Source organism: Brucella cytisi (genome assembly GCF_038433355.1).
In the GTDB taxonomy this organism is placed as follows: Bacteria; Pseudomonadota; Alphaproteobacteria; order Rhizobiales; family Rhizobiaceae; genus Brucella; species Brucella cytisi.
In genome coordinates this window covers 64746-87585 of record NZ_JBCAUP010000018.1, presented here as the reverse complement: position 1 = coordinate 87585, position 22840 = coordinate 64746, and the positions used below count along the sequence as shown (strand labels likewise).

The following is a 22840-nucleotide window of genomic DNA, read 5'->3' as shown; positions in this document are numbered from 1 at the left end:
CCTGTACAATGTAATGTTTCAAGGACGAACCTATCTTCCGCCTCGGTGAAACGTGTAAAAAAAATGCACCTCGTAGGCGCAGATATGTGCAGAGCAGTAAACAAGATTTCGCCCCTGTTCGAAATTAAGCTGTCTGCCGCGTTTCCCTTTGGAGGTTCGAAATGACGGATCTTGACTTACTTAACAAAGTTGCAAGTGCCATCGAAAAATGTGGTTGGGAAGATGTTGATATAGCTGACATGTATATTGTGATGGCCGAAGCAGCGATTTCGACAGTACAAATCGAGCTACAAGTGCCCACAGAAGCTATGAAAGCTGCAGCCCGCCCCATCACGACTGATCTGGCTTCAGACCTATGGATAGCAATGTTGGCGGCGTCACCCGTTGCATTGGAACAGTGAACTGCATCTCCGAATAAAGCACAAATCAGCGCATTTTAACGGATGGAGAACATGTTCGTATGCGTCATTGACGGCTCTATCGAATTCAAACACCGCCCTCCGCGGGCATCACTTTCGACCGCTCTTCTTTGACCGTCAAGTGAACGGTCTCGCACGCACCACGATAATTTCAGAAGCGGAGATTTGGTGGATATCATATGAAGCCAGGCAAACGCCGGGGCCACACTCAGCTGCCTCCAGCACAGATACCATGACCAATCTTTTGTGTAAGCTGACGTATTAAACCCAGATGTCAGCGAGACGCCTTTGAAATCATGGCCTGAAACCGTCTCATTACATCACGGTTAGCCGCAGCGTTAACCCTTCAGGCGGACAGGTGTTTTCCTCTTCTGCCTTCCAGGCGCTGTTATCATTGATGGGCTGACGATACGGTCGAGCTATCCAGGACCTGACGCTTTAACAAAGCTTCAAGCCACTCAGCAAACACCTGCAACCGGCGTGAGAGATGCTGCCTGTGCGGATAGAGCAACGTGATCGGCAGCGATCCGGCGCGATAATCCGGCATGATCTCAACGAGTTCGCCGGCCTCGATATGGCTTCGCACGTCGTAAGCCGGAATCTGGATCACTCCGAGCCCTGCGAGACAGCAGGCAATGTAGGCTTCAGCACTGTTGACGGTGACCCTTCCGCGCATCTGCAAGGTTCGCAAGGCTCCATCTTCCAGCCATTCCCACTCTTCGACGCGACCGCTCGATGGGGATGCGTAGTTGACAGCCCAATGCGCGTTGAGATCGTTTAGCTCCCTTGGGGTTCCATGTCGCGTCAGATAGGCAGGGCTTGCGACGTTGATCAGGGCCAAACTACCGATTGGACGGGCAATCAGACCGGAATCGCTCAAAGGGCCGACGCGGACAACACAATCCACGCGGTCCTCGACCAGATCCACCGCACGATCCGTCACTCCAAGGTCAAGGTCGATTTGCGGATAGCGTTCGAGAAACTCCGGAAGCGCAGGCGCTATGATCAGACGACCAATCCGACCAGGGACATCAATACGCAGCCTGCCCGATGGTTTAGCCGCCGTCTGCCGAAACAGGTTTTCCGTATCCTCGACATCTGCGATAACACGTTGACAACGATCGTAGAAGGCCGTCCCGTCCTGGGTCGGCGACACCTTGCGGGTGGTGCGATGAAGCAACCGCGCCCCGACCCGTCCTTCCAATTCCTGAACCGCGGCAGAGACGGAGGAACGTGGCACACCGAGCGTGTCGGCCGCGCGGGTGAAGCTCGCACACTCAACGACACGGGTGAAAATACGGAACAGATCAATTCGGTCCAAGGTACGCAGTATTCCTTATTGTGCGTTTTTTCTGACAAGTGAAGTCAGAATGACAGTCTTTATACCGAAAACATAGACGATATCTTTTCCCGACGAAAGCGGTCTCTAGTGCGACCGCACGTTGGCAAAGGAGGCCACCTCATGACCGATCACAGCATCAAGGGCAAAACCGTTATCATCGCCGGTGGGGCAAAGAACCTCGGTGGACTGATCGCCCGTGATCTTGCCGCACAGGGCGCTAAGGCGATCGCTATCCATTATAACAGCCTGGCGACTAAAGCCGAAGCCGAAGCAACAATGGCGGCGGTCGAAACAGCTGGTGCTAAATGTGTTACCATCAAAGCTGACATGACGACGGCGGACGCCGTCGAAAAGCTCTTCGCAGATGTAGTCGCCGCTATCGGCAGACCGGATATTGCAATCAACACGGTCGGCAAGGTGCTGAAAAAACCGATCATTGAGATTTCCGAAGCCGAATATGATGAGATGAGCGCCGTCAACGCCAAAAGCGCTTTCTTCTTTATCAAGGAAGCCGGCAAACATCTCAACGACAACGGCAAGCTGGTGACTCTCGTTACCTCCCTGCTTGGCGCCTTCACGCCCTTCTACTCGAGCTATGCTGGTACCAAGGCACCGGTCGAGCACTTCACGCGTGCGGCCTCGAAAGAGTTCGGCGAGCGCGGGATTTCGGTGACGGCCATTGGACCCGGGCCGATGGACACGCCATTCTTTTACGGTCAGGAAAGCGCCGAAGCGCAGGCTTATCATAAAACGGCGGCGGCGCTTTCCGCCTTTTCAAAGACAGGACTTACCGACATTGAGGACATTGTCCCCTATATCCGTTTTCTTGTCTCCGATGGCTGGTGGATGACGGGCCAGACCATCCTCGTGAATGGTGGCTACACGACGAAGTAACGATCAGCACCCTGTCGGCCAAGCTCGGGTATGAGCATCCCGATGCGTTTCCTTGAGACAGGCTTTGGCAGGAATAGGCGGCAGCAAAATTTGCAATCGGTTCTTGATTGCAATACCTTGCTGCCATTCCTCCAGTTATGCTTCTGGCGAGTAACCGAACGTTACAGTCGGATTTTCGGCTGTTTCTACCCAGATACTCTTTGCTTGCGTATAAGCCATCAATGCATCTTTACCGCTTGAGCGACCGTAACCGCTGCGACCGAAACCGCCAAACGGCGACATGACCGAAATCGTTTTATAACCATTAATCCAAAAGGTTCCGGCTCGCACGTTGGCCGCAACCCTATGAGCCCTCGCGACATTCTCAGTCCACACCGCACCTGCAAGACCGTAGGGATTATCGTTGGCGAGTGCAATTGCTTCCGCCTCGTCATCGAAAGGCATGACTGCGACTACCGGACCGAATACTTCCTCCCTGGCAATCGTCATTGCCGGTTCAACTCGATCAAGGATTGTCGGCGCATAGTAGTAGCCCCCGGTTTCCTCCAGTGCGTCGGGTTTTTTTCCACCTGCCGCAAGTACCGCGCCTTCGGCCACACCATCCCGAACCATCTGATCAATTTTCGCCCATTGACGCGCGTTGTTGATCGGACCGACATGCGAGTTATCATCATACGGGTCTCCGACAACAATACGATTGGCAGCGTCAGCGTAACGCTCCAAAAACGCCTGGTGGATGGACCGGTGAACCAGCAATCGTGACCCGGATACGCAGCTCTGCCCCGCTCCGCTGAAGATCGCCGACTGAGCACCGATAATCGCGCGGTCCAAATTGGCATCGGGGAATACAATGTTGCCAGATTTTCCGCCCAGTTCCAAAATACACGGGACCACATTCTTTGCAGCAGTCGCCGCAATCGCTGATCCGGCCTGTGCCGACCCGACAAAAACGACCAGACCCGTACGAGGATGGGAAACTGCAGCCTGCCCGGCGGTAGGACCCTGCCCTGCAATCACGTTTACCAACCCGCGCGGCGCACCACCCTGTTCGCACATCAGCCCCAGGATGAGGGTAGAAAGTGGCGTCAGCTCAGAAGGTTTGATGACAACGCCATTTCCGGCGCAGATTGCGGGTGCAATCTGCCATCCGCCAGTAAAAAGGGGAGCATTCCACGGCGTAATCTGCGTGACTACACCAATCGGTTCATGCCGTGTATAGTTGAGATGGCTGCTTGGTACCGGAATGACATCACCATAGAGCTTGTCGCACCAGCCGGCATAATATTCAAACATCTCTGCTACACGGACCGCCTCGCCGCGAATGTCGCGGATGGGGCGGCCAGCGGAACGGCTTTCGATTTCAGCGATCAACAGTGCATGTTCGCGGATACAGCTAGCGATCTGGTTCATAATTCGACCGCGAGCTGAAGCCGTCAGTGCCATCCATTCCCTTTGAGCACGTGCCGCACTATCCATCGCCGCATCGATAATCGACCGATCTGCATCCTTGAATGAAGCAAAAACCATACCGGTGGCCGGGTCCGTCAGATTCTGCTCGTCACCGCTTCCCGCGACCATCTCACCGTTCACAAAACTGCCAATCTCACTCTTCGGAAAGAAGCTCTCGAAAATCTCAGCAATACGCGCGGCTCTTCCTTTGGGATCATGTGGTTGAGTCATTATTCTGGTCCTTACTTTGATGAATCAGGCTGAAAAGCGCCCATCCGGGTGAAGTCATCGCTATCCTTGAGATGCTCCGAACCAGCCCAAAGTTCTGCCACAACAGATGTCAGCGGATTGTCCACACCTACGCGTTCAGCCATCTCTTGTGCCAGGCGTACATCCTTGCGCATTAACCCCATAGAGAAGCCGCTATCGAAACGGTCGTTCATTATCCAGGTTGGAAAGTGAACTTCGCTGATCATGGATTTACCGGAGGCGGCGTTCAGAACACGGAGGGCCGATTCAGGGCTTATTCCGGCAGCAAGTGCAAGTTTCAGGCCCTCGCTAGTTGTCACCATATGAGCCGCGGCCAGCAGATTGTTGACAAGCTTCGCAACATTCCCTGCGCCGCTAGGCCCCACATGCAAGGCTTTGACAGCCATTGCCTCTATAACCGTTTGCGCCAGCGCCAGATCAGCATCGCTGCCCCCGACCATCATCGTCAGTTTGCCGGATGCGGCTCCGGCCGGGCCGCCGCTTACAGGGGCATCAAGGAAACCATGTCCGAGTGAAGCGAGCCTCTGCGCCAACGCGCGGCTCACATCCGGCTCGGAGGTCGAGGTATCGATAATGACCACACGTCTGCGCGCACTCGTCAATTGGTGGATATGCGCGTTGACTACATTTTCGACATCCCGAGCCGTTGGCAGAGAGAAGACCAGGAATTCTGATTCTTCGAAAAGTACCTCGAGTGTGTCTGCAGGCGTTACTTTTGCCGCTTGAGCAAGTGTCTTGCGCTCGGCTGATAGATCGAACCCCAGCGTAACGAACCCTTTTGCCACAAGGGTCTGAGCCATCCCCAGCCCCATGCTACCAAGGCCAACCACACCGATTACCGGCTTTTCCCGTTCCGCCATTCCGCGTCTCCATTGTTCGCCGACCAACCCTCAGACTGATCGCATGATTAATGGTGAAAGGCTCGCACCAAAGGGGACAGAGGCATAGCCGGTTTACAGGCAACGCTGCGTCCCGTCCGACGCAACAATCGCTCAAAGACCCTGTCGAAACGCTGCCATGTTGTTGGAGAGAAATCCGCTCAGTCGCTCGACTGAAAGCGGCAACCGGCGCCGGGCACGTACCATCAGGTGTGCACTCGCCTCAGCCAGAAGCGGATCTGACAATTCGCATACTGCTACTGCCCCGCGTGCCAATTCGGTAGAGACGGCAAAGCGAGGCAAAAACGTTATACCAAGTCCGGCAATTACGAACCGTCTCAAAACATCTATCGATGTCGTTTCAACAAGGGGGGAAATCGCAAAACCGCGATCAGCAGCAACACGTGTGACCAATCGGGTAATGCCATGGCCAGGTCCAAGTAACGCATTAGGCAGACCCGAGCAGTCAGCCAGTTCCAGCCGACTTTTAGCCAATAGGGGATGTTCTGGTGGCGCGACCAAACAGAGAGGTTGTTTGGATATTGCAAGCGAGCGAACCCTCGCATCGACTAGCGGGTTATACGCAATCCCGATATCGGCATCTCCGTTGGCAATCCCCTCCAGAACGCTCTCCGTACCGCCGAGCTGCATGTCGTACTGCACATCTGGATAGATTTTGACGAATGAACCAAGTCCATGCTGCAGAATGTCAGCGAGGAACCCCTCCCCGCATAGAATGCGGACACGCCGTTGTTGCACGCCCTTGAGAAATCCGAGTTGTTCGGTAAGCAGGCTATGCTCTTCCAAAACACGTCTGGTATGCTCCAGAACCAACTCGCCTGCCTCAGTCAACGCCATGCCGCGCGCATTCCGATCAAACAAAGACAAGCCAACCTTGCGCTCGGTTTCGGCGATCTGACGGCTCACGACAGAAGGCGCAACATTTAGATGATCGGCTGCACCTCTAATCGATCCGATCCGGACCACCGCCATGAACATCCGCAATTCTTTCGCATCAAGCGTTTCCATGGCACTATTTTGCTTGGTTGGTTTCAAGGATGAATGGACTATAGAAACAAGGCCAGGCAGCAATCAACTGACCGCCAGTTCGCTTGTAACCAGTCTGATCCAGAAATTGGCACCTATTGGCAGAAGGGCGTCGTTGAAATCGTAATAGGGCGAATGCAAGCCCGGATTGGTACCGTCGCGACGACTACCAAGCCAGAAATAGCAACCCGGCTTCTCTTGCAGCATAAATGCAAAATCTTCTGCCGCCATGCTTGGGGCTTCGTCAAGGACTTTGAGACCAAGATCGGGCGAAGTAGCCAGATCCCGGATTTTGCGGGCATTGTCAGCTGTATTGATCGTCGATGGATAACGTTCTTCATAATCAACACGCGCCGCGCAGCCAAAACCTTCGGCAATTGAAGTGGAAATCGCCCGTATCCGGCGGGCTATCGTCTCCCCGACGTCAGGTAAGAACCAGCGAGTGGTTCCACGGATGATCATACTTTCTGGAATGACGTTCCAGGCATCACCGCCATGCATCTGCGTTACCGAAACAACAGCAGACTCCAGCGGCGAAACATTGCGGCTGGAGATAGTCTGCAATGCCGTGACGAGTTGCGCGGCGGCGACCACCGGGTCGACGCCTTCATGTGGCATCGCTCCGTGCGCTCCCTTGCCAATCAACTCGATCTCGAATGTTCCAAAGGCTGCCATCATCGCATCATCGCGAGCGACACAGGTGCCAATATCCAGTGCTGGCCAATTGTGAAGACCATAAACCGCATCAACCGGAAAGTCCTTAAACAGTCCTTCACGCACCATCTCGCGAGCGCCGCCTTCGTTTTCTTCCGCCGGTTGGAAAATGAAATGTACGGTTCCATCGAATTCAAGTTTGCTGACAGCTTTTGCTGCAGCAAGAGCCATGGTTACATGCCCGTCATGACCGCAGGCATGCATTTTGCCCAACGTCTCCGACACATAGTCGACACCGCTCTTTTCGATGATTGGCAAGGCATCCATGTCGGCGCGGATGCCGATTGCGCGCTTCGATGTCCCTCGCGTCAAGCTACCAATCACGCCGGTTCCAGCAAAACGGGAGCGAACGCTAAATCCCCAGAGCTGAAGTTTTTCGACTATGAAGGCAGAGGTCCGGTTTTCTTCAAATGCAAGTTCGGGATGTCGATGGAGATCATGGCGCCAGGCCGTCGCTTCCGCCAAATCCGTTTCGCTGAGACAACCAGGCATCATATCATTCTCCCTACATGTTCGTGGCAGGCCCGGGATCGAACCTGCCACGAGACGGTTTAACCCGTAATTCGCAATGTCAGGTCAGCGACGACCACCGAACCTAGATACGTGCCGATCATTACGCAAATAGCGACAATGACAATTTTCCATCCGGAGCGGCGGGCAATCTCGAATTCGTTACGCGTCAACGCCAGCCCTCCGTAGGCCAGCGCCGGAGTTGCGAGCGCCAGAAAATTTAATTCTCCGACTTTCGCCAGAACATAGTCAGCGCCCGGGACGCCGGGGATAGTGATGATAATGGCGATGAGTGAAACCCATGCTACGCTCGGTAAGTAGAAAGGCATAAACCGGGCCAATATCAAGCCACCGATAGATGCTGCATAAAGCACCATCATGCCGGGTAGCGCCTGGATTGGCGTCACATTCGTTCCGACCCAGTTTGCAACCAACCCCAGTAAGCAAGCAATGACCAGGAGCAATGCATTTTCGACAATATCGATCTTGCGTTCATCAGTTGTCTCGACGGATAAAGTCAAGTTGTCGATTGTATTCTTCATTGATTTGGAAGTCATCCGTCTCTCCCTCATGCCGCGTTGCGATATTCTTCGGGGCGGCACTTCTTATAAAGCCATTCCGTGAGCGGCAACGCCACAAAGAGGCCTACATATAGTCCAGTTGCATAGGTGAGGATGTTGCTCGCGGCAGCCAGAGCTAGAATGAGATCTTTCTTTTCTGGTAAAACACTCACCAGGCCACCCGTGCAGGCCGCGAGCATGCTGCCCGAACCAACACCGCACGACATGGCCAATGCGCGAAAATCGAAAATTCCCAGACTGTTGACGAGCGGCGGCATCAAGGCAAAAACGAACGTGCCAATCAACGTTCCAGTAGCGTATACCCCCATCACGCCAGCACCTTCCGGACTATCCAGACCGTATTTGTCAGCAATAAGCGCGAGGTTGGGTTCGCGATCGATGGAATAGGTCGCCCCTATCGCTTCTCGTCCCATACGCAACAGAAACACGGCGATAGGAAAAGCGACGGCAATCGTCCCCAGATTGCCAATCTCCTGCAAAATCAGAGCAGGCCCGGCAGCAATGATGTTCTCGATTTGAGGACCAACAGTCGTGCCGAACTTGGCAATAAACGGCATAATGGCAATGGTGATCATAGTGCCTGACAGCTTGACGGAATCAGACTTCAGAACTTTCCCCGTCGCCTTCAGGATACTCGGGTTCAGAATGACACCAAGAGTAAACGCATACAGCATCGGCAGGAAAATTACCGCGCCTATGCCAATAGATATTTTCTGAATGCCAACCAGTTCTGAAATACAGATGATTGCCAATACAAATACGTGCAACCAGATATGCCGCATCGCAAATACATTGTTCCCCTTCACGCGGGCCTCCTTGTTTTTCTTCATACGCGCTATGCGTCAGTATGATGAGTTTGGATTCAAGTACCAGCCTCAGCAGAAGGAACACAGCGTTGCTTCTGTAACAACACGCGAAATTGGTACCCCATATCGATCGAGCAGTACGATTAGTCTCGCTGAGCGTCGTTTCTGCACTCGAGCTGGATATCAACGACGAGGAGCAACATGCGGGCCAGAAGAATTATCAGACTGTGTTCAAGGAAGGCTTTTGGCAACGCCGACAAAGCGACCTCGAACTGCGGAAGATGACAACGGCCCAGTCGCAGTTGAGCAAAGTCGAGCGACAGGTCGCTTTTGTGTCCATCAAGCCGTGGATATTGCCGTCAATTAAAAACCAGGCTTCGCGCGATGCAGGGAAATATCGTCAAAGCTGCCCCGATAAACTGCTTTCTCTCACCATAGGTCGCATAATCGCTGCCCCCAGATCTATATGTGCTTTCGCGAAGCTTGCATTAAGCGACTTGGCAATACCCCATACAGTAACCGCCGATTATGCTTTCAGCATGATCGTGCACACAGCCGCAGCTTGCACGGCTTTTGGGGAATAGACGAGCGGATAATGGTTTCCATCGCGCCAACCAATAAAATGATCCTGATAACTCGATGTTTCTGGAATACCTGACTGCCCCGGATTATTGATAAACAGGCTGTTATCCCAAGCCCCGACGTCGATCACCATGCGAACTGATGGGCCGGCCAGAACGGAAAAATCCGCAAGCCTGTAATTGGCATAATTGAGCGTCGAACTGCTCCCGCCGAGACCGATTGGCTGCAAGGACCAGTTTTCTTCGGTCAGTTCTTGCAAGGGGTGCTGCAAATGCAGCTTGTGGATAAGCCCCCATGACCATCGTTCGGGATCAGCGCCCATAATGACTTCGCATTCGGCAAAGCCATCATTGAGGCTTTGGACAATCTGTTCGGACATCTGCGTATCGCCGTGCACCCCTTCCAGCCATACCACGATGCTCGGTGCATCGAACGGGAAGAGCAACGGGACAATCTGCGGCGTCGCACCCTCCACCCGGGCAGCAAGCGGGCCGAGATGTTTGCTGAACCATACCTCGAAAAAGGCAGAGGCGGCGGATCCAGGCGCGAGATCACCATCCCAGTCTTGCAACAACCGCCAAACAGGCAACTCGGTAACCGCCGGCATGGTCGACAAACAGGCGAGCACACGCCAGGCGATCGGTGAGAAAGTTGAGCATTGCAGGCGCACGCAATCCGCAAGCGAAATCGGTTCGCTGCGCGACAATTCGCGATGAAGCGTATCGTGCCTGCTGCTGTCGAGCCACTCATAACCGATGGCCGGGTTGGAACGTGACCAATCGTCTGGCACGTTCATCGCATTGGCCGTCGCCACGAAACCGTGCGTCGGATTGATCGCGTAGGGTCCGGCTTGCGGCGGCAAATATCCGCCCCATTCATAACGCCCATCGCCCGGCACAGGGAGAAGTCCGTCCCAATTGCTGCGAACCGGCGTCGCACCGGATGGCTTCCAGGCAATCGTGTTGCTGGTATCGGCATAGATATGATTGACGGATGGACAGCCCCAACGTGCCAGAGCGTCCGAATACTCCACATAGCTGGTCGACCGCATGATGGAAAGGCTGGCCATATATGGCGCCATGCCGGCATCCATCCAGACAGTGCGTAATGCGAAGGCGCGATTATTTTCCGCATCCTGAAACAGGAGCGGACCGTGGCGGGTGAATTTCAGCGCAACCGTCTGATCCGGGCACCCCTTGACGGAAATCGACTCCTCTATCGTCCGGACGCGTTCCTCGCCCTTGTGATAGGCATATAGATCGGGATCGTCTACATTTGTCTGGTAGACATAGATGTCTTCCTGATCTGCTCCGAAAATCGTCAGGCCGAAAGCAGCAGTGCCATTGTGGCCCATTGATATGCCGGGCACCATTGGTTCACCCGCACCGATCACGTCCAACCCCGGCATGGACAGGTGAACCACATAGCGGATCGACGGCAAGACATGAATACGATGCGGATCGAGGGCCAGGATCGGACGACCCGTATCGGTTTTTGCCGCTGATATGGCCCAGTTGTTCGATCCTTCTTCGAAAGCGGCCCTGCTGATTTCACCGGACGAGGCAATCGAGGTCCATAGACGGGCCTCAACAAGCGTGGCGGCGAGCCGGTCCCTCGAAAAGGTCGCCGGGCTGACGGCAAGATTGAAATCGCGCAGAACCCGATCCGTCATGATTGCCGGATCGAACCCTTCAACGGGTTGCGGGACCACACCGTGCGACAATTCTTTCCGCAACTGATCGAGTTTCGCGCCAAGTTCAATTCCGGCCGCTGCCATCACTTTCGACCGCAGAAGCTCGGATGATGCATTGCGCGTAAGCGAGTGGGTCCGTACGCGCACGACATCTTCCGGCTTCCAGCGATCCGGCCGATGACCGAGCAGGATGAACTCCGGCGGCAGCGCCATCGATCCCGCGTCGCAGGCATCAACATAGGCATTGATACCACAGGCAAATGCGGTGCAGATTTCTTCCGAATCCGGCCCATAGGCTTTCCATTCGGGAGCCATGTCGCCGCGATAAAGCAGCAACCTTGCAGCTCTGTCCTGTTCGAGATAACCGGGACCGAAATCGCGCGCAAGCAGGCCTAGACCGCGCTTGCGCGCGATATCGATCTGCCAGAGGCGGTCACGCGCGGCGTTCCAGCCTTGAGCAAAGAAAAGATCGTGAAGGTTGTTAGCCCGAATATGGGCAACCCCCCAAAGATCCACCGTGATGGTAACGTCCTGTTTCAGACCGGAGACCCGCCGGGCATCAAGCCTCGCCGTATCCGACTTCGCATCAACCATGGTCGCACCCGTTGCGCTTTATTCAAGCCCGAGAAACAGCCCCGCATGGAGCCGTGCCCGTTCGACAAGACTATCCTCGAAGATATGCTCACCTAAAGTATGCAGGCCATCGCCGCGCACGCCGATGGAATCGAGCGTCGGGATACCGAGCGCGCCAGTGAAGTTGCCATCAGACCCACCGCCCGAACTCTGTGCGGTCATGGTGAAGCCGATTTCCTTGGCAATGTCATTGGCGAAGTTAAAGAGCTTCATATCCTGCGGCTGTGCATTTTCCCACACGGGGCGGGTCACGCCGCGCGTCACGATGAATTCAACATCGTCTTTCACGCCTGCAAGCGCCATGATCCTCTCAACGCCATCTTCGAGATCCTTCTGGGTCTTGGCCATGCTGAGCGCTTCGGCCCTGCAGTTCGAGGAAACGCAATTGACCCATTGTCCCGCCTGAATGACCCCGACAGAGAAGGTGCAGTCATCCGAGGTGAGCGCTTCGATATCGATGATCTTTTCAGCCATGCGGCGGATGGCTGAGCGGCCTTCCGCCAATAGCCAGCCGGCATGGCTCGGCCGTCCGACCGTCTCGAGATTAAAGCGGGCGATCGCATAGCGACCCACCACCGCACCACCATCGCGCCGTGCCGGTTCGGGCACCAGTACATACTTGTTCTTGAGCGCTTCGTTCTCAATCAGATCGCGTGTGGAGGGGGTTCCGACTTCCTCATCGGGCGTCAAAAGGAAAGTGACAGGCAGCTTCGTTTTCAGTTCCGAGCGAGCGATCCGGCGCATGGCTTCGAGAGCGACGAAATTACCGCCCTTCATATCCTGGATGCCGGGACCATAAATCTTGCCACCTTCGCGGCGATAGGGATTCACATTAATGACACCGAGCGGATGCACCGTATCGAGATGACCGGAAACCAGAATGCCCGGTTTGCCCTGATCCGCATGCGGGAAACGTGCACGCAAAGAGCCACCAAACCCCATGCGTCCGGGAATGAATTCAACGCTCGCACCGGCAGCGGCAAAATCATAAGCGGCAACGTCAACCATGCGGTTCACAGCGACCGCATCAAAGGTCGGGCTTTCCGTTTCAATCCAAGGGCGCAGGCGCCCAATCATATCGTCGAGATCGAATGACAGTTCATGCGCACTCATGCGGCTAATTCCTTGTTCACTGACAGGCGAGTTTCCACGATCCGGGCGTAGATCGACGATCCGATTGGCAACGTCGCGGGATCGAGGGTAAAGGCGGGATTGTGAAGGGCAGCTTTACCGCCATGCAGCACATTGATATAGGCGCCGGGCACACGTGCCAGCATGTCGGCAAAATCTTCGCTGCCCATGAAAGCCGGGCAATCGTCGCTCACGTTTTCCTCGCCCAGAACATCCCGTGCGGCCGCGACATAAGCCTCAGCCAGTTCGTGATCGTTGCGCAGGACATCAAACACATTGCGAATTTCCACATCGACGGTAATGCCATAGCCTGCCGCGACACCGGCGCAAATCTCACGCAGGCGACTTTCGGCAAGATCGCAGACGCGCTTTTCGAAATAGCGGATAGTACCGGTGATGGTCGCGACTTCCGGCACGATGTTGTAAGCGCTACCGGTGTGGAACTGGGTACAGGAAACCACACAGGCTTCAGTCGCCGGAATATTGCGCGAGACGATCGTTTGCAACTGACCGACCAGATCGGCCCCGATCACCAACACATCGCGCGAATTATGAGGCTGGGCGGCATGGCTGCCTTTGCCGGTCAGCTTGATGTCGAAGAAACTGGCGCCGGCCATGGCCGCGCCCTTGCGGATAACGGCTTTGCCGAGCGTGCCCAAGGGCTGGTTGTGCATTCCGTAGATTTCATCGCACGGAAAGCGCTCGAACAGGCCTTCGGCAATCATACTGTGTGCGCCACCCAATCCTTCTTCGGCGGGCTGGAAAACGAAAACGGCACTACCTTCGAAATTGCGCGTTGCCGCGAGATATTGCGCGGCACCGAGCAACATCGTCGTGTGGCCGTCATGGCCGCAGGCATGCATGCGTCCGGGGTTTTGCGAGCTATAGGGAACGCCGGAAATTTCGTCTATGGGCAGCGCGTCCATATCCGCGCGCAGGCCGACCCGACGATTGCCGGCATTGCGCCCCTTCAGGATGCCTACAACGCCGGTCTTGGCAATACCGGTGTGAACTTCATCGAAGCCCCATTTTTCCAGAAGAGCGGCGACAACGCCCGACGCGTGTTTCTCCTCAAAGCCGATCTCGGGATGACGATGCAGATCCTCAAAAACCGCGCGCATCTCGCCGGCTTTCTCCTCAATAAACGGTATGATGGGCATGATTTCATTCCTGTTCAAAAATCACTCGGAAAATCGGGACGGTACCTTCGCCCCCAATCAGACAGCGGTCAGACGACGGGCTGCCCCGCCGCAAAATCCCAGAAACGACCAGGAGCCGCTTCAATCAGTGCGAGTGTATAATCGTGCGATGGACTTCTCAGCACATCGTCTGCCTCCCCCTGCTCGACCACCTTGCCACGCTTCATCACCAGCACCTCATCGCAGATTTGTGCTGCGACCCGTAGGTCATGCGTAATGAAGATGATGGCGATGTCGGTTTCTCTCTGGAGCTCTGCCAGAAGAGCGAGAACTTGCGCCTGCACCGACACATCAAGCGCCGACACAGCCTCGTCCGCAACCAGAATATCCGGCCGCAGGGCAACCGCGCGGGCGATTGCGATACGCTGGCGCTGCCCGCCGGAAAACTGGTGTGGATAACGCTTCAAAGCATCTTCCGGCAACGATACGACCTTCAAGAGCCGCTTGGCTTCCGCAACGGCGTTTTCATAGGAAACACCGTAGTTCAACGGCCCTTCCGTCAGGCTTTGTTCAATGGTCCAGCGCGGGTTGAGAGAGCGAAACGGATCCTGAAATACAACCTGAAGTTTTTTGCGAAACGGCTTCATTTCACGTTTGCCGAGATGGGCGATGTCGCGACCGTCAACGACGATTTCGCCTTCCGTCGGCTCGATCAAGCGCATGATCGACCGCGCCACCGTCGTCTTGCCGGAACCGGATTCACCGACAATACCAAGCGTGCGACCCGGCTGCAGTTCGAAGGTGACTTCGCTCGATGCCCTGACGCCGGGCTTTCTGTTGAAAATGCTGCCGCTCTTATAGGTCATACCGAGTTTACGGACCTGAATTACAGGATTGCGTCCCTGTCGTTCGCGCGCCGCACGTGGGATGAGGCTTGGTACCGAACTGAGCAAGTCTTTCGTATATTGCTGCTGCGGCTGTGTCAGCACCTGCCGAATTCTGCCACGCTCTACGATCTCACCATTGCACATCACGCAGACACGGTCCGCGATCTCGGCAACCACGCCCATATCGTGCGTGATAAACAGCACCGCGGTTCCATGCTTTTCCTGCAATTCTGCAATCAGCGACAAAATTTGCTTCTGCGTCGTCACATCAAGTGCCGTAGTCGGTTCATCGGCAATCAGTAGCATCGGCTCCAGAATGAGCGCCATGGCGATCATGATGCGCTGGCGCTGTCCACCGGATAGCTGGTGCGGATAGCTCTGATAAATGCGCTCGACATCGGGCAGATGCACTTGCTCCATGATGTTTATGACTTTGGCACGTTTGGCATCTGCAGACAGTCCAGTGTGAATGTCCAGTACCTCGGTGATCTGTTCGCCGACCCGCATGACTGGATTGAGTGCCGTCATTGGCTCCTGAAAGATCATGGAAATGCGCGTGGTGCGGATTTTCTTCATATCATAGGGCGACAGCTTGAGGAGGTCGTTGCCGTCCAGCCGGATCGCGCCGCACTCCACCTTGAGGGCATGCTTGGGCAAAAGCCCCATCGCCGTCAGCGAGGTCACCGATTTTCCCGAACCGGATTCGCCGACGAGGCACACTGTTTCACCCTTGCGGATATCAAAGCTGACACCACGCAGGACGGGTGTGCCGCCCGGCAGGGCCACGACGAGGTTTTCCACCTCAAGCACAACGTTCTCTTGCGACAAATCACGATTGCGCAATTCCATATCAGCCCTCCCGCTTCTTGAGACGTGGATCGAGACTATCGCGCGCCGCATCGCCCAGAAGATTGATCGATAGCACGCACAATGTCAGCAACAGGCCGGGCCAGAGCACAATCGACGGTTTGATGCGGAAGAACTGGCGGCCCTCCGCCATGATGTTGCCCCAGGTTGGAATTTCTGTGCTGATACCGGCGCCGAGGAACGAAAGGATCGCTTCGGTCAGGATCGCCGAAGCGACAATGTAGGTTGCCTGCACAATCAGCGGCGCCATCGTGTTCGGCAAAAGATGCCGGAACAGGATTTTCGGCGTGCTGGAACCGAGTGCCAGCGCCGCTTCGACATAAGGTTCCTCCCGGGCACTCAGAATAATCGAACGGACCAGACGCACCACACGCGGAATCTCGGGAATGGTAATCGCCACGATCACCGAACCGACGGACGGCCCGTTGAGCGCAACGAGCGCGATGGCGATCAGGATCGACGGCATCGCCATCAGGGCATCCATCATACGCATGATGATCGCATCGGCGGTACGAAAGAAACCGGCGATGAGACCGATGAAAACACCGGCCGTAATCGACGCCGTTGCGGCCAGAAGCCCGATCAGGAGCGAGATCCGCCCGCCAAGGATCATGCGCGAGAAGAGATCGCGACCGTAATTGTCCGTGCCGAGCAGATATTCATCCGAAGGCGGTTTTAGACGCATCAACGGGTTCATGGTCAAAGGATCGTGTGGTGCTATCCAGGGCGAGATGATAGTGATCAGAACGATTGCGGCGAGAAGAACGCCCGCAATCAGTGGCCCGATACCGACGCGAGCAACGCGCGGCAACGAGAACAGGCGAAGCATCCAGTGCATGCCGGCCGATGTCGATTCAGAGCGCATCAATAACGAATCCTCGGGTCGAACAAAGTGTAAGAGAGGTCGATCAGCAAATTGACGAACACGTAAAGCGCACTCGTCAGAAGGATCATGGCCTGAATGACCGGGTAATCGCGCGCGAGCACCGCATCCACCGTCAGGCGACCGATGCCCGGAATATTGAAGATGCTCTCGGTGACGACGACACCGGAGATCAGAAGGGCAAAACCGGTACCCACAATCGTAACGACCGGCACAGCCGCATTCTTGAGCGCGTGTACGAAAAGTAGACGGCGGTCGCTCACTCCCTTGGCACGGGCGGTTCGGATGTAGTCTTCACCCAGTACATCCAGCATCGCCGCACGGGTCATACGGGCAATGAGCGCGATATAGATCGAGGCCAGCGTCAAGGCAGGCAGGATTGCCCGTTCCATGAAACCACCGAAACCTGATGAAATCGGCTTGAAACCCTGCACCGGCAGCCAGCCGAGATTAACCGAGAAAATCAACAACAGCACATAACCGACCAGAAACACGGGCACGGAAAAGCCGAGAACCGAAAAGCTCATGACGAGATAATCGATCCAGGAACGATGTCGCCAGGCCGCGACGACGCCCATGGGAATCGCCACGAGAACCGCAATGATGATAGTCAGAACGGCAATCGAAATGGTAGGACCGATGCGCTGTGAAACCATGTCCAGTACCGGGACGCCGGAAATCAGCGATACACCGAGATCGCCCTGCAATATCTTGCCCATCCAGGTGAAATATTGGGTCAGGATCGGTTCATTAAGGCCCATGGCCTCGCGAATGCGCTCCAGTTGCTCTGTCGTCGCCGCGTCGCCTGCGAGGATCGCCGCCGGATCGCCGGGCGTTAGGCGCAGAAGGAGGAAAACGAAGATCGATACCAGCAGCAGAACCGGCACCAGCGCAAGAATGCGTTTTATCAGATAGACAGCCATATACACGTCCCGCGTGAGGCGGAACCGGAGGGAGAAGCCGGTTCCACATTGGACAGGGAGCTATCACGCCAGGGAGACTTCAGCGCGATAGAGGCGGCAGGATTATTCCTCTGTCTTTTTCACGTTCCAAAAGACCGGAACAGGCGAGCCAAGCATTTCGACGATATTGGCTCGGCGTCCCTGTGGCGGGTTGTACTCGCCAAGCGGAATATAGAGCACGTTCTCGAGCGTATGCGCCTGTATCTTCTCGACCACAACCTTGCGGTCTTCAGGTGACTGCGCGTTGATATAGTCCTTCTTCAAAACTTCGATCTGATCGTCCTTCGGCCAGCCGAACCAACCCTGATCGCCACGGCCGTTGAGCATCACCGAATTGAGCGGCGTTGCGATTTCTGGAATCTGCCAATTGGTGAAGAAGATGTTCCAGCCGCCTTTCGATGGCTCGTCCTTGGAAGCGCGGCGACCGACCAGCGTCTGCCAGTCCATTGGCTGCATATCGACCGTGAATCCGGCCGCGCGCAATTGCTGTGCGGCGACAACAGGTTGAGGTGAAAGGCTGGTCACATCAGTCGGTTGCATCATCACAACCGGCTTGCCGTCATAGCCAGCCTTTTTCAGGAGCGCCTTGGCTTCTTCAATATTGCCTTTCGCAGTTATGGTTTCGGCGCCGATATCGGTGGCATTCGGCGTACTACAACCGAAAATCGCGCCGCAAATCTTGTAATAGCTGGGGTCCGCCATGAGCGCTGCCAGTACCGGTTCCTGCGACATGGCAAGGAAGGCCGCGCGCCGAATATCAGGATTGTCGAAAGGAGGATGCTTGAAATTCAGGCGACCCATGGTCTGGTAGCCGAGCGGATCGCGCTTTTCCAGAACGACGGAATCGTCCCCGTCGAACAGCGGAACCAGATCAACCGGCACCTGCTCCAGATAATCGACTTCGCCGCTCATCAGCGCATTGACCGCGGTCTGCGCGTCAGTCATCGTAACCCAGCGTACCTTGTCCACATTCACGACCTTGCCCCCTGCCATCCAGCTCGCAGGCTCTTTTCGCGGAACATAATCCTCGTTCTTGACGTAGCTGACACCGACGCCTGGCTGGAACTCCGCAGGCACGAACTTGAACGGGCCCGAACCGATATGTTCAGTGATGGCAGTGTCCGCAGGGGTCGCGGCAATGCGGGCGGGCATGATGAAAGGCGGCAAGGCAGCCTGCTTGGACAGCGTATCGAGGAACGGCGCAAAAGGCTCCTTGAGCGTCCATACCAACGTCTTGTCGTTGGCGGCCTCGAGTGATTCCGTGATGTCCATGATGAGCTGGCCGCCCGCGTCGCGCTTGGCCCAGCGTTGCAGCGACGCCACCGCATCGGTTGCGGTAACCGGTGCGCCATCGTGGAACTTGAGGCCATCACGCAGCGTGAACGTATAGACTTTCTGGTCGTCGGAAATCGTCCAGTCCGCCATTTGCGGCTGCGGCTTGAAATTCTCGTCCACGGCGATCAGCACATCGTAGATCATATAGGCATGATCGCGCGTGATATGCGCCGTCGTGATAATTGGATCGAGGACACGTAGATCGGAATGCATGACAGCAGTCAGGGTCGTTTCGGCCCATGCATTGCCTGGCGCGTTGCCAGCACCGAGTGCGATCAGAGAGGCGGCTAGTCCATACTTCAACCGACGGACAATCGGGCCGGAGGCAGGGGATTTGAAAAACAGCATCTAAGTGGTTCCTCTGAAGGTTTTTTGTTTGTTTATTGTTTGAATTCTTTCCCGAACGGTTCGAGCCGGATACCCGGGCGCAGATATTTCCATGGCAGTTGAGCGGGGCTCAGCGGCATGGCGCCTGGAGCAGTGCATACCAGAAGCTTCTCGGCTATCGGCGCGAAGTCAGCGCGGAAATGCACGGAGCTTTTATTGACGAGAATAGCTTCCTGTTCCGGCTCGATACCGACCATGCGATACAGCGCGCGATCCGCCATTTGTGCGAGATTGGTCGTGACAACGACGCGCGTTCCGCCAATTCGCAGACATGCAGATGGCCCCATATGCAGCCATGTGCCGCCATAATAGGGCCCGGTGGCATGCGCTTTGCCGTCGGAAAGTTTCTCCACCTGAAACCGTGCTGTAAATGGTGCGTCCCCGGCGATACCGGACTTGCCGCCTAGCGATATTTCGATCTCGGTTCCCTCACCTGCCCGATGTGCGAGCGCTGCAGCGTCTGGATCGTGCATGCAGCCGATGGATGCCCGCTCGGCACTACAGGCCACAAGTGCCCGGAGCATGCCTGTCGTGTCAGAGCTGCCCCCGGCGCCCGGATTGTCCTGCGTGTCGGCAATCACGACGGGACGCGTTGCATTGCGGGATAGTTCGATCGCTTTTTCGACACCTTCTTTGGGCTGATAGGCAATGCCTGCAAATGAGCCTTCCGCGGCAGCAAGTGCATCGGCAATGGCATCCGCGCAACGCTCGACTGCGGCACAATCCCAGCCATAGGCGAAAACAGAGGGGCCGCATTCAGCAAAATCGGCAGCAGGAAACCCCATGAAGAGCGAAGCCGTCAGCACGTTTTGCGGCAGGTTGACGGTCATGCCATAAAGGGCCTTGGCGGGCTGTTCGTCCGTGCATTGCCATGCAATCGGAATGAGATAATCGCCCTGCCGCATGGTCTTGTGCCAGCCATCCGATCGATCCATCAGCGCCTGCAACGCCTCGGCAGAACGATAACCGGTTTCAGCCATATCGACATGCGGGTAGGTGCGGAAACCGACCATCACATCGGTAAGATCGAACATGCGCTTTGTTATATTACCGTGCAGATCGAGGGCGACGGCAATAGGCACATTGGGGCGAACAGCACGAATCCGCTCCAGCAATTCACCTTCGCCATCATCCACATGCGCCGCAACCATTGCACCGTGCAGGTCGATGAAAATTCCATCGAGCGGACCGCAGTCCTTTAGCCCCTTCACGATTTCCGCGACAATGGCCTCATAGGCATCTTGCGTAACCGGTGCGGACGGTATGGCACCAGCCCAAAGGATCGGCACAATGTCCCATCCTGCTTCGTGAGCAAATTGCAGCGCACCGGCAATGCCCAGATTGACGTCCTGCGCGCGATCAACAATCGCGTCGCCACGTGACAATGGAATATAGCCACCGCCTTGAACAAATGCCGCCTTGTCAGCTGGGGTCGCGGCAAACGTATTCGTTTCATGCAAAAAGCCAGCAACAGCCACGCGTTTTGACACGAGCTTACTCCCATTTCATCGATTTGCCCCCTCGGGCAGGAATGTGTATCTGTCAGCGATACATCTATATCTATTTTTATCTTAGGAACCAATTTTGGCTCTTGTCAATCCTAGAACGACGACTAAAGATTTTCGCATGAACACGTTTCGAGACTTGGGCGGCATCTCCACTTTTCACCCCGACGAAGGGGAAGCGTACAATGAGGATCCATTATTCCTGCGCTCTGTTGCGAGGACCGTGGCCGTCATGATGGCGTTTCAGAAGGCGCGACAGCCGCTGTCGCTGAGCCAGGTCGCGAATGCGGCAGGAATCGACCGCAGTGCGGCGCAGCGCATCGTTCATTCGCTGCAGAAACTGGATGTAATCGCCCGCGATCCCGCTGACCGCGGCTATTTGCCCGGCCTGCGTATTCTCGATATGACCCATGATCTGTTGCGGCTCAATCCGATGCTGCAACGCGCCAACCCGATCATGCTCGAGCTGCGACGCCGCGTGCACGAACGAGTTGACCTTTCGCTTTTCGATGATGTCCGGGTTGTCTATGCCGTGCGCATGCCCTCGAAGCACGAAATATTCAGCGCAACGCTCGTCGGCCATGCTGTGCCAACCTATTGCACGGCCGGTGGTGTGGCCATTCTTTCGAAACTGCCTGACGAAAGAATTGCTGATATCGTTGGCCGCTCCGACCTGACGCCCTTCACGCCCCATACGATACAGTCGCTCGAAGAGGTAATGGGAGAGGTGAATGCCACGCGGGAACGCGGGCATTCTGTGTTGTGTCGCCAGCTTTTGTATAACGAAGTTGCGATCGGAGCAGCCATTCTTGATGCAGGAGGCAATCCGGTCGGCGCAATTCATGTGGCTGGCAGCCTGCAAGAATGGACGGCTGAAAGCTTCAGTGAGAGTTTCGGACCACTCGTCGAAAATGCTGCACGCACCGTTTCAGAACGCCGGTGACCGTTTTCGACGGGTGGAAAAATGCAGGCTGTATCGCGTGAAAGTAAGGTGCCACGGGACTCACGCAACGTCGCAAACTTAACGTGATACCACCAAAAGTGTAATCAGCGACGCGAGAACTTCACCGGCGCTGTGATCGTCCTGTTGACATCGGGCGGTGGCGCGGGAACCGGCGAGGCACGTTGCACCAGCGACAGGACTTCGCTGTCGAGTTCGGGGAACCCCGACGAGCGCGCCAGCGAAGCCGACAGCACCTTGCCGGTTTCATCGATGCGGAAGCGGACATAGACTACACCTTCCTCACGACGGGACTTCGCGCCCGCGGGGTAACGCTTACGCCGCTCCAAATGGGCCATAAGCCGCGACTGCCAGCGGGCAGGACTGACCGAAGACGCAAACAGGCCCGATGCCGACTGGCGCGCCGCGTTGCGACTGGATTGGGTCACCCGTGCCTGCGCCTGATTTACCTGCCGCGATGCAGCCTGCTCCTGCTGGCGCTGTTTGACCGGCTTCTTTTTCGGTTCCTCTTTCCGAACGATTTTGTTTTCCGGTTCGGGCGGTTTTGGCCTTGCAATCGGCAGTGGAATCTCGACCTTGTCCAGTTGGACCAGTTCTTCCACCGCTTCGTCCTCAACCGGCTTCGGCTCCTGTTCGGCTATTTCCTCCGGCTGTTCCGGCTCCTCTATCGCCTCTTCCACATTTTCCGCGGGAGCGCTGGCATCCGCTGTCTCCGGATCGGGAGAGACTTCATTTTCTTTCGTCACTTGGGCTTCCGGCATTTCCGTAAGCTCGATCATGATCGCCGCTGGCGGCATGTCGTCGGCAGCGACCATCGCGGCATCACGCAAGAGCCATAGCGCCGTACCAACATGAATAGACATAACCATGAGCCCGGCACCGGCCCACAGGATGAACTTAGGAAAGCCGTTGCCGAAACTCCGATCGTCTTCAATATGCTTCATGTCGAACTGACTTATGTCCTC

General features: G+C 55.9%; 19 protein-coding genes. 3 read left to right on the top strand and 16 right to left on the bottom strand.

All coding sequences use genetic code 11. From position 1 onward, the window contains the following. Positions 1 to 161 precede the first annotated feature (161 nt). Positions 162 to 401 (top strand): hypothetical protein, encoded by a 240-nt coding sequence (locus AAE521_RS17550; protein ID WP_071632688.1) that lies wholly within the window; start codon positions 162 to 164, stop codon positions 399 to 401. 409 nt (positions 402 to 810) lie between these two features. On the opposite strand, the gene AAE521_RS17545 is transcribed toward AAE521_RS17550, so the two are convergent. Then, positions 811 to 1740 (bottom strand): LysR family transcriptional regulator, encoded by a 930-nt coding sequence (locus AAE521_RS17545; protein WP_342062029.1) that lies wholly within the window; start codon positions 1738 to 1740, stop codon positions 811 to 813. Between the two features lie 141 nt (positions 1741 to 1881). On the opposite strand from AAE521_RS17545, the gene AAE521_RS17540 reads away from it, so the two are divergent. Then, positions 1882 to 2655, top strand: coding sequence for an SDR family oxidoreductase (locus AAE521_RS17540; RefSeq protein WP_342062028.1), 774 nt, complete (start codon positions 1882 to 1884; stop codon positions 2653 to 2655). A 135-nt stretch (positions 2656 to 2790) separates the two neighbouring features. Here the strand turns inward: AAE521_RS17540 and AAE521_RS17535 are convergent, their stop codons facing one another. The 14 genes from AAE521_RS17535 to AAE521_RS17470 all read right to left on the bottom strand — a co-directional run bounded on the left by AAE521_RS17535 (position 2791) and on the right by AAE521_RS17470 (position 20899). Then, positions 2791 to 4335, bottom strand: a complete 1545-nt coding sequence (locus AAE521_RS17535) for an aldehyde dehydrogenase family protein (protein WP_342062027.1) — start codon at positions 4333 to 4335, stop codon at positions 2791 to 2793. An 11-nt stretch (positions 4336 to 4346) separates the two neighbouring features. Then, entirely contained in the window at positions 4347 to 5234 is an 888-nt protein-coding gene (locus tag AAE521_RS17530) for an NAD(P)-dependent oxidoreductase (protein WP_342062026.1), read from the bottom strand. 132 nt (positions 5235 to 5366) lie between these two features. Then, positions 5367 to 6281, bottom strand: a complete 915-nt coding sequence (locus AAE521_RS17525) for a LysR family transcriptional regulator (protein WP_342062025.1) — start codon at positions 6279 to 6281, stop codon at positions 5367 to 5369. Positions 6282 to 6344: 63 nt separating this feature from the next. Next, entirely contained in the window at positions 6345 to 7505 is a 1161-nt protein-coding gene (locus tag AAE521_RS17520) for a M20 aminoacylase family protein (RefSeq protein ID WP_342062045.1), read from the bottom strand. 59 nt (positions 7506 to 7564) lie between these two features. Next, entirely contained in the window at positions 7565 to 8080 is a 516-nt protein-coding gene (locus AAE521_RS17515) for a hypothetical protein (RefSeq protein ID WP_071632694.1), read from the bottom strand. Positions 8081 to 8091: 11 nt separating this feature from the next. Continuing rightward, positions 8092 to 8934: a DUF3100 domain-containing protein gene (locus AAE521_RS17510; RefSeq protein WP_342062024.1), complete on the bottom strand. Its 843-nt coding sequence runs from the start codon at positions 8932 to 8934 to the stop codon at positions 8092 to 8094. A gap of 502 nt (positions 8935 to 9436) precedes the next feature. Next, the gene (locus tag AAE521_RS17505) at positions 9437 to 11779 is read right to left on the bottom strand and encodes a penicillin acylase family protein (protein ID WP_342062023.1); all 2343 of its coding nucleotides are present in this window, start codon (positions 11777 to 11779) and stop codon (positions 9437 to 9439) included. 18 nt (positions 11780 to 11797) lie between these two features. Then, positions 11798 to 12931: a M20/M25/M40 family metallo-hydrolase gene (locus tag AAE521_RS17500; RefSeq protein WP_342062022.1), complete on the bottom strand. Its 1134-nt coding sequence runs from the start codon at positions 12929 to 12931 to the stop codon at positions 11798 to 11800. Then, complete coding sequence (locus tag AAE521_RS17495; RefSeq protein WP_342062021.1) at positions 12928 to 14109, bottom strand: M20 aminoacylase family protein; 1182 nt, start codon at positions 14107 to 14109, stop codon at positions 12928 to 12930. Before AAE521_RS17495 ends, AAE521_RS17500 begins: the two co-directional genes overlap by 4 nt. 68 nt (positions 14110 to 14177) lie before the next feature. Further along, on the bottom strand, positions 14178 to 15824 hold the full coding sequence (locus AAE521_RS17490) for an ABC transporter ATP-binding protein (RefSeq protein ID WP_342062020.1): 1647 nt from the start codon (positions 15822 to 15824) through the stop codon (positions 14178 to 14180). A gap of 1 nt (position 15825) precedes the next feature. After that, positions 15826 to 16671 carry an ABC transporter permease gene (locus AAE521_RS17485; RefSeq protein ID WP_235817673.1) on the bottom strand — a complete coding sequence of 282 codons (846 nt, stop codon included), beginning with the start codon at positions 16669 to 16671 and terminating at the stop codon, positions 15826 to 15828. A gap of 35 nt (positions 16672 to 16706) precedes the next feature. After that, positions 16707 to 17648, bottom strand: a complete 942-nt coding sequence (locus AAE521_RS17480; RefSeq protein ID WP_071632702.1) for an ABC transporter permease — start codon at positions 17646 to 17648, stop codon at positions 16707 to 16709. Between the two features lie 102 nt (positions 17649 to 17750). Next, on the bottom strand, positions 17751 to 19370 hold the full coding sequence (locus AAE521_RS17475) for an ABC transporter substrate-binding protein (RefSeq protein WP_071632703.1): 1620 nt from the start codon (positions 19368 to 19370) through the stop codon (positions 17751 to 17753). Between the two features lie 32 nt (positions 19371 to 19402). Further along, positions 19403 to 20899 carry a M81 family metallopeptidase gene (locus AAE521_RS17470; RefSeq protein WP_342062019.1) on the bottom strand — a complete coding sequence of 499 codons (1497 nt, stop codon included), beginning with the start codon at positions 20897 to 20899 and terminating at the stop codon, positions 19403 to 19405. A 136-nt stretch (positions 20900 to 21035) separates the two neighbouring features. Between AAE521_RS17470 and AAE521_RS17465 the strand changes: the two genes are divergently transcribed. Next, positions 21036 to 21857, top strand: coding sequence for an IclR family transcriptional regulator (locus AAE521_RS17465; protein ID WP_342062018.1), 822 nt, complete (start codon positions 21036 to 21038; stop codon positions 21855 to 21857). Positions 21858 to 21961: 104 nt separating this feature from the next. Here AAE521_RS17465 and AAE521_RS17460 read toward each other — a convergent pair whose 3' ends face one another. Next, positions 21962 to 22819: a TonB family protein gene (locus AAE521_RS17460; RefSeq protein ID WP_342062017.1), complete on the bottom strand. Its 858-nt coding sequence runs from the start codon at positions 22817 to 22819 to the stop codon at positions 21962 to 21964. Positions 22820 to 22840: the final 21 nt, after the last annotated feature.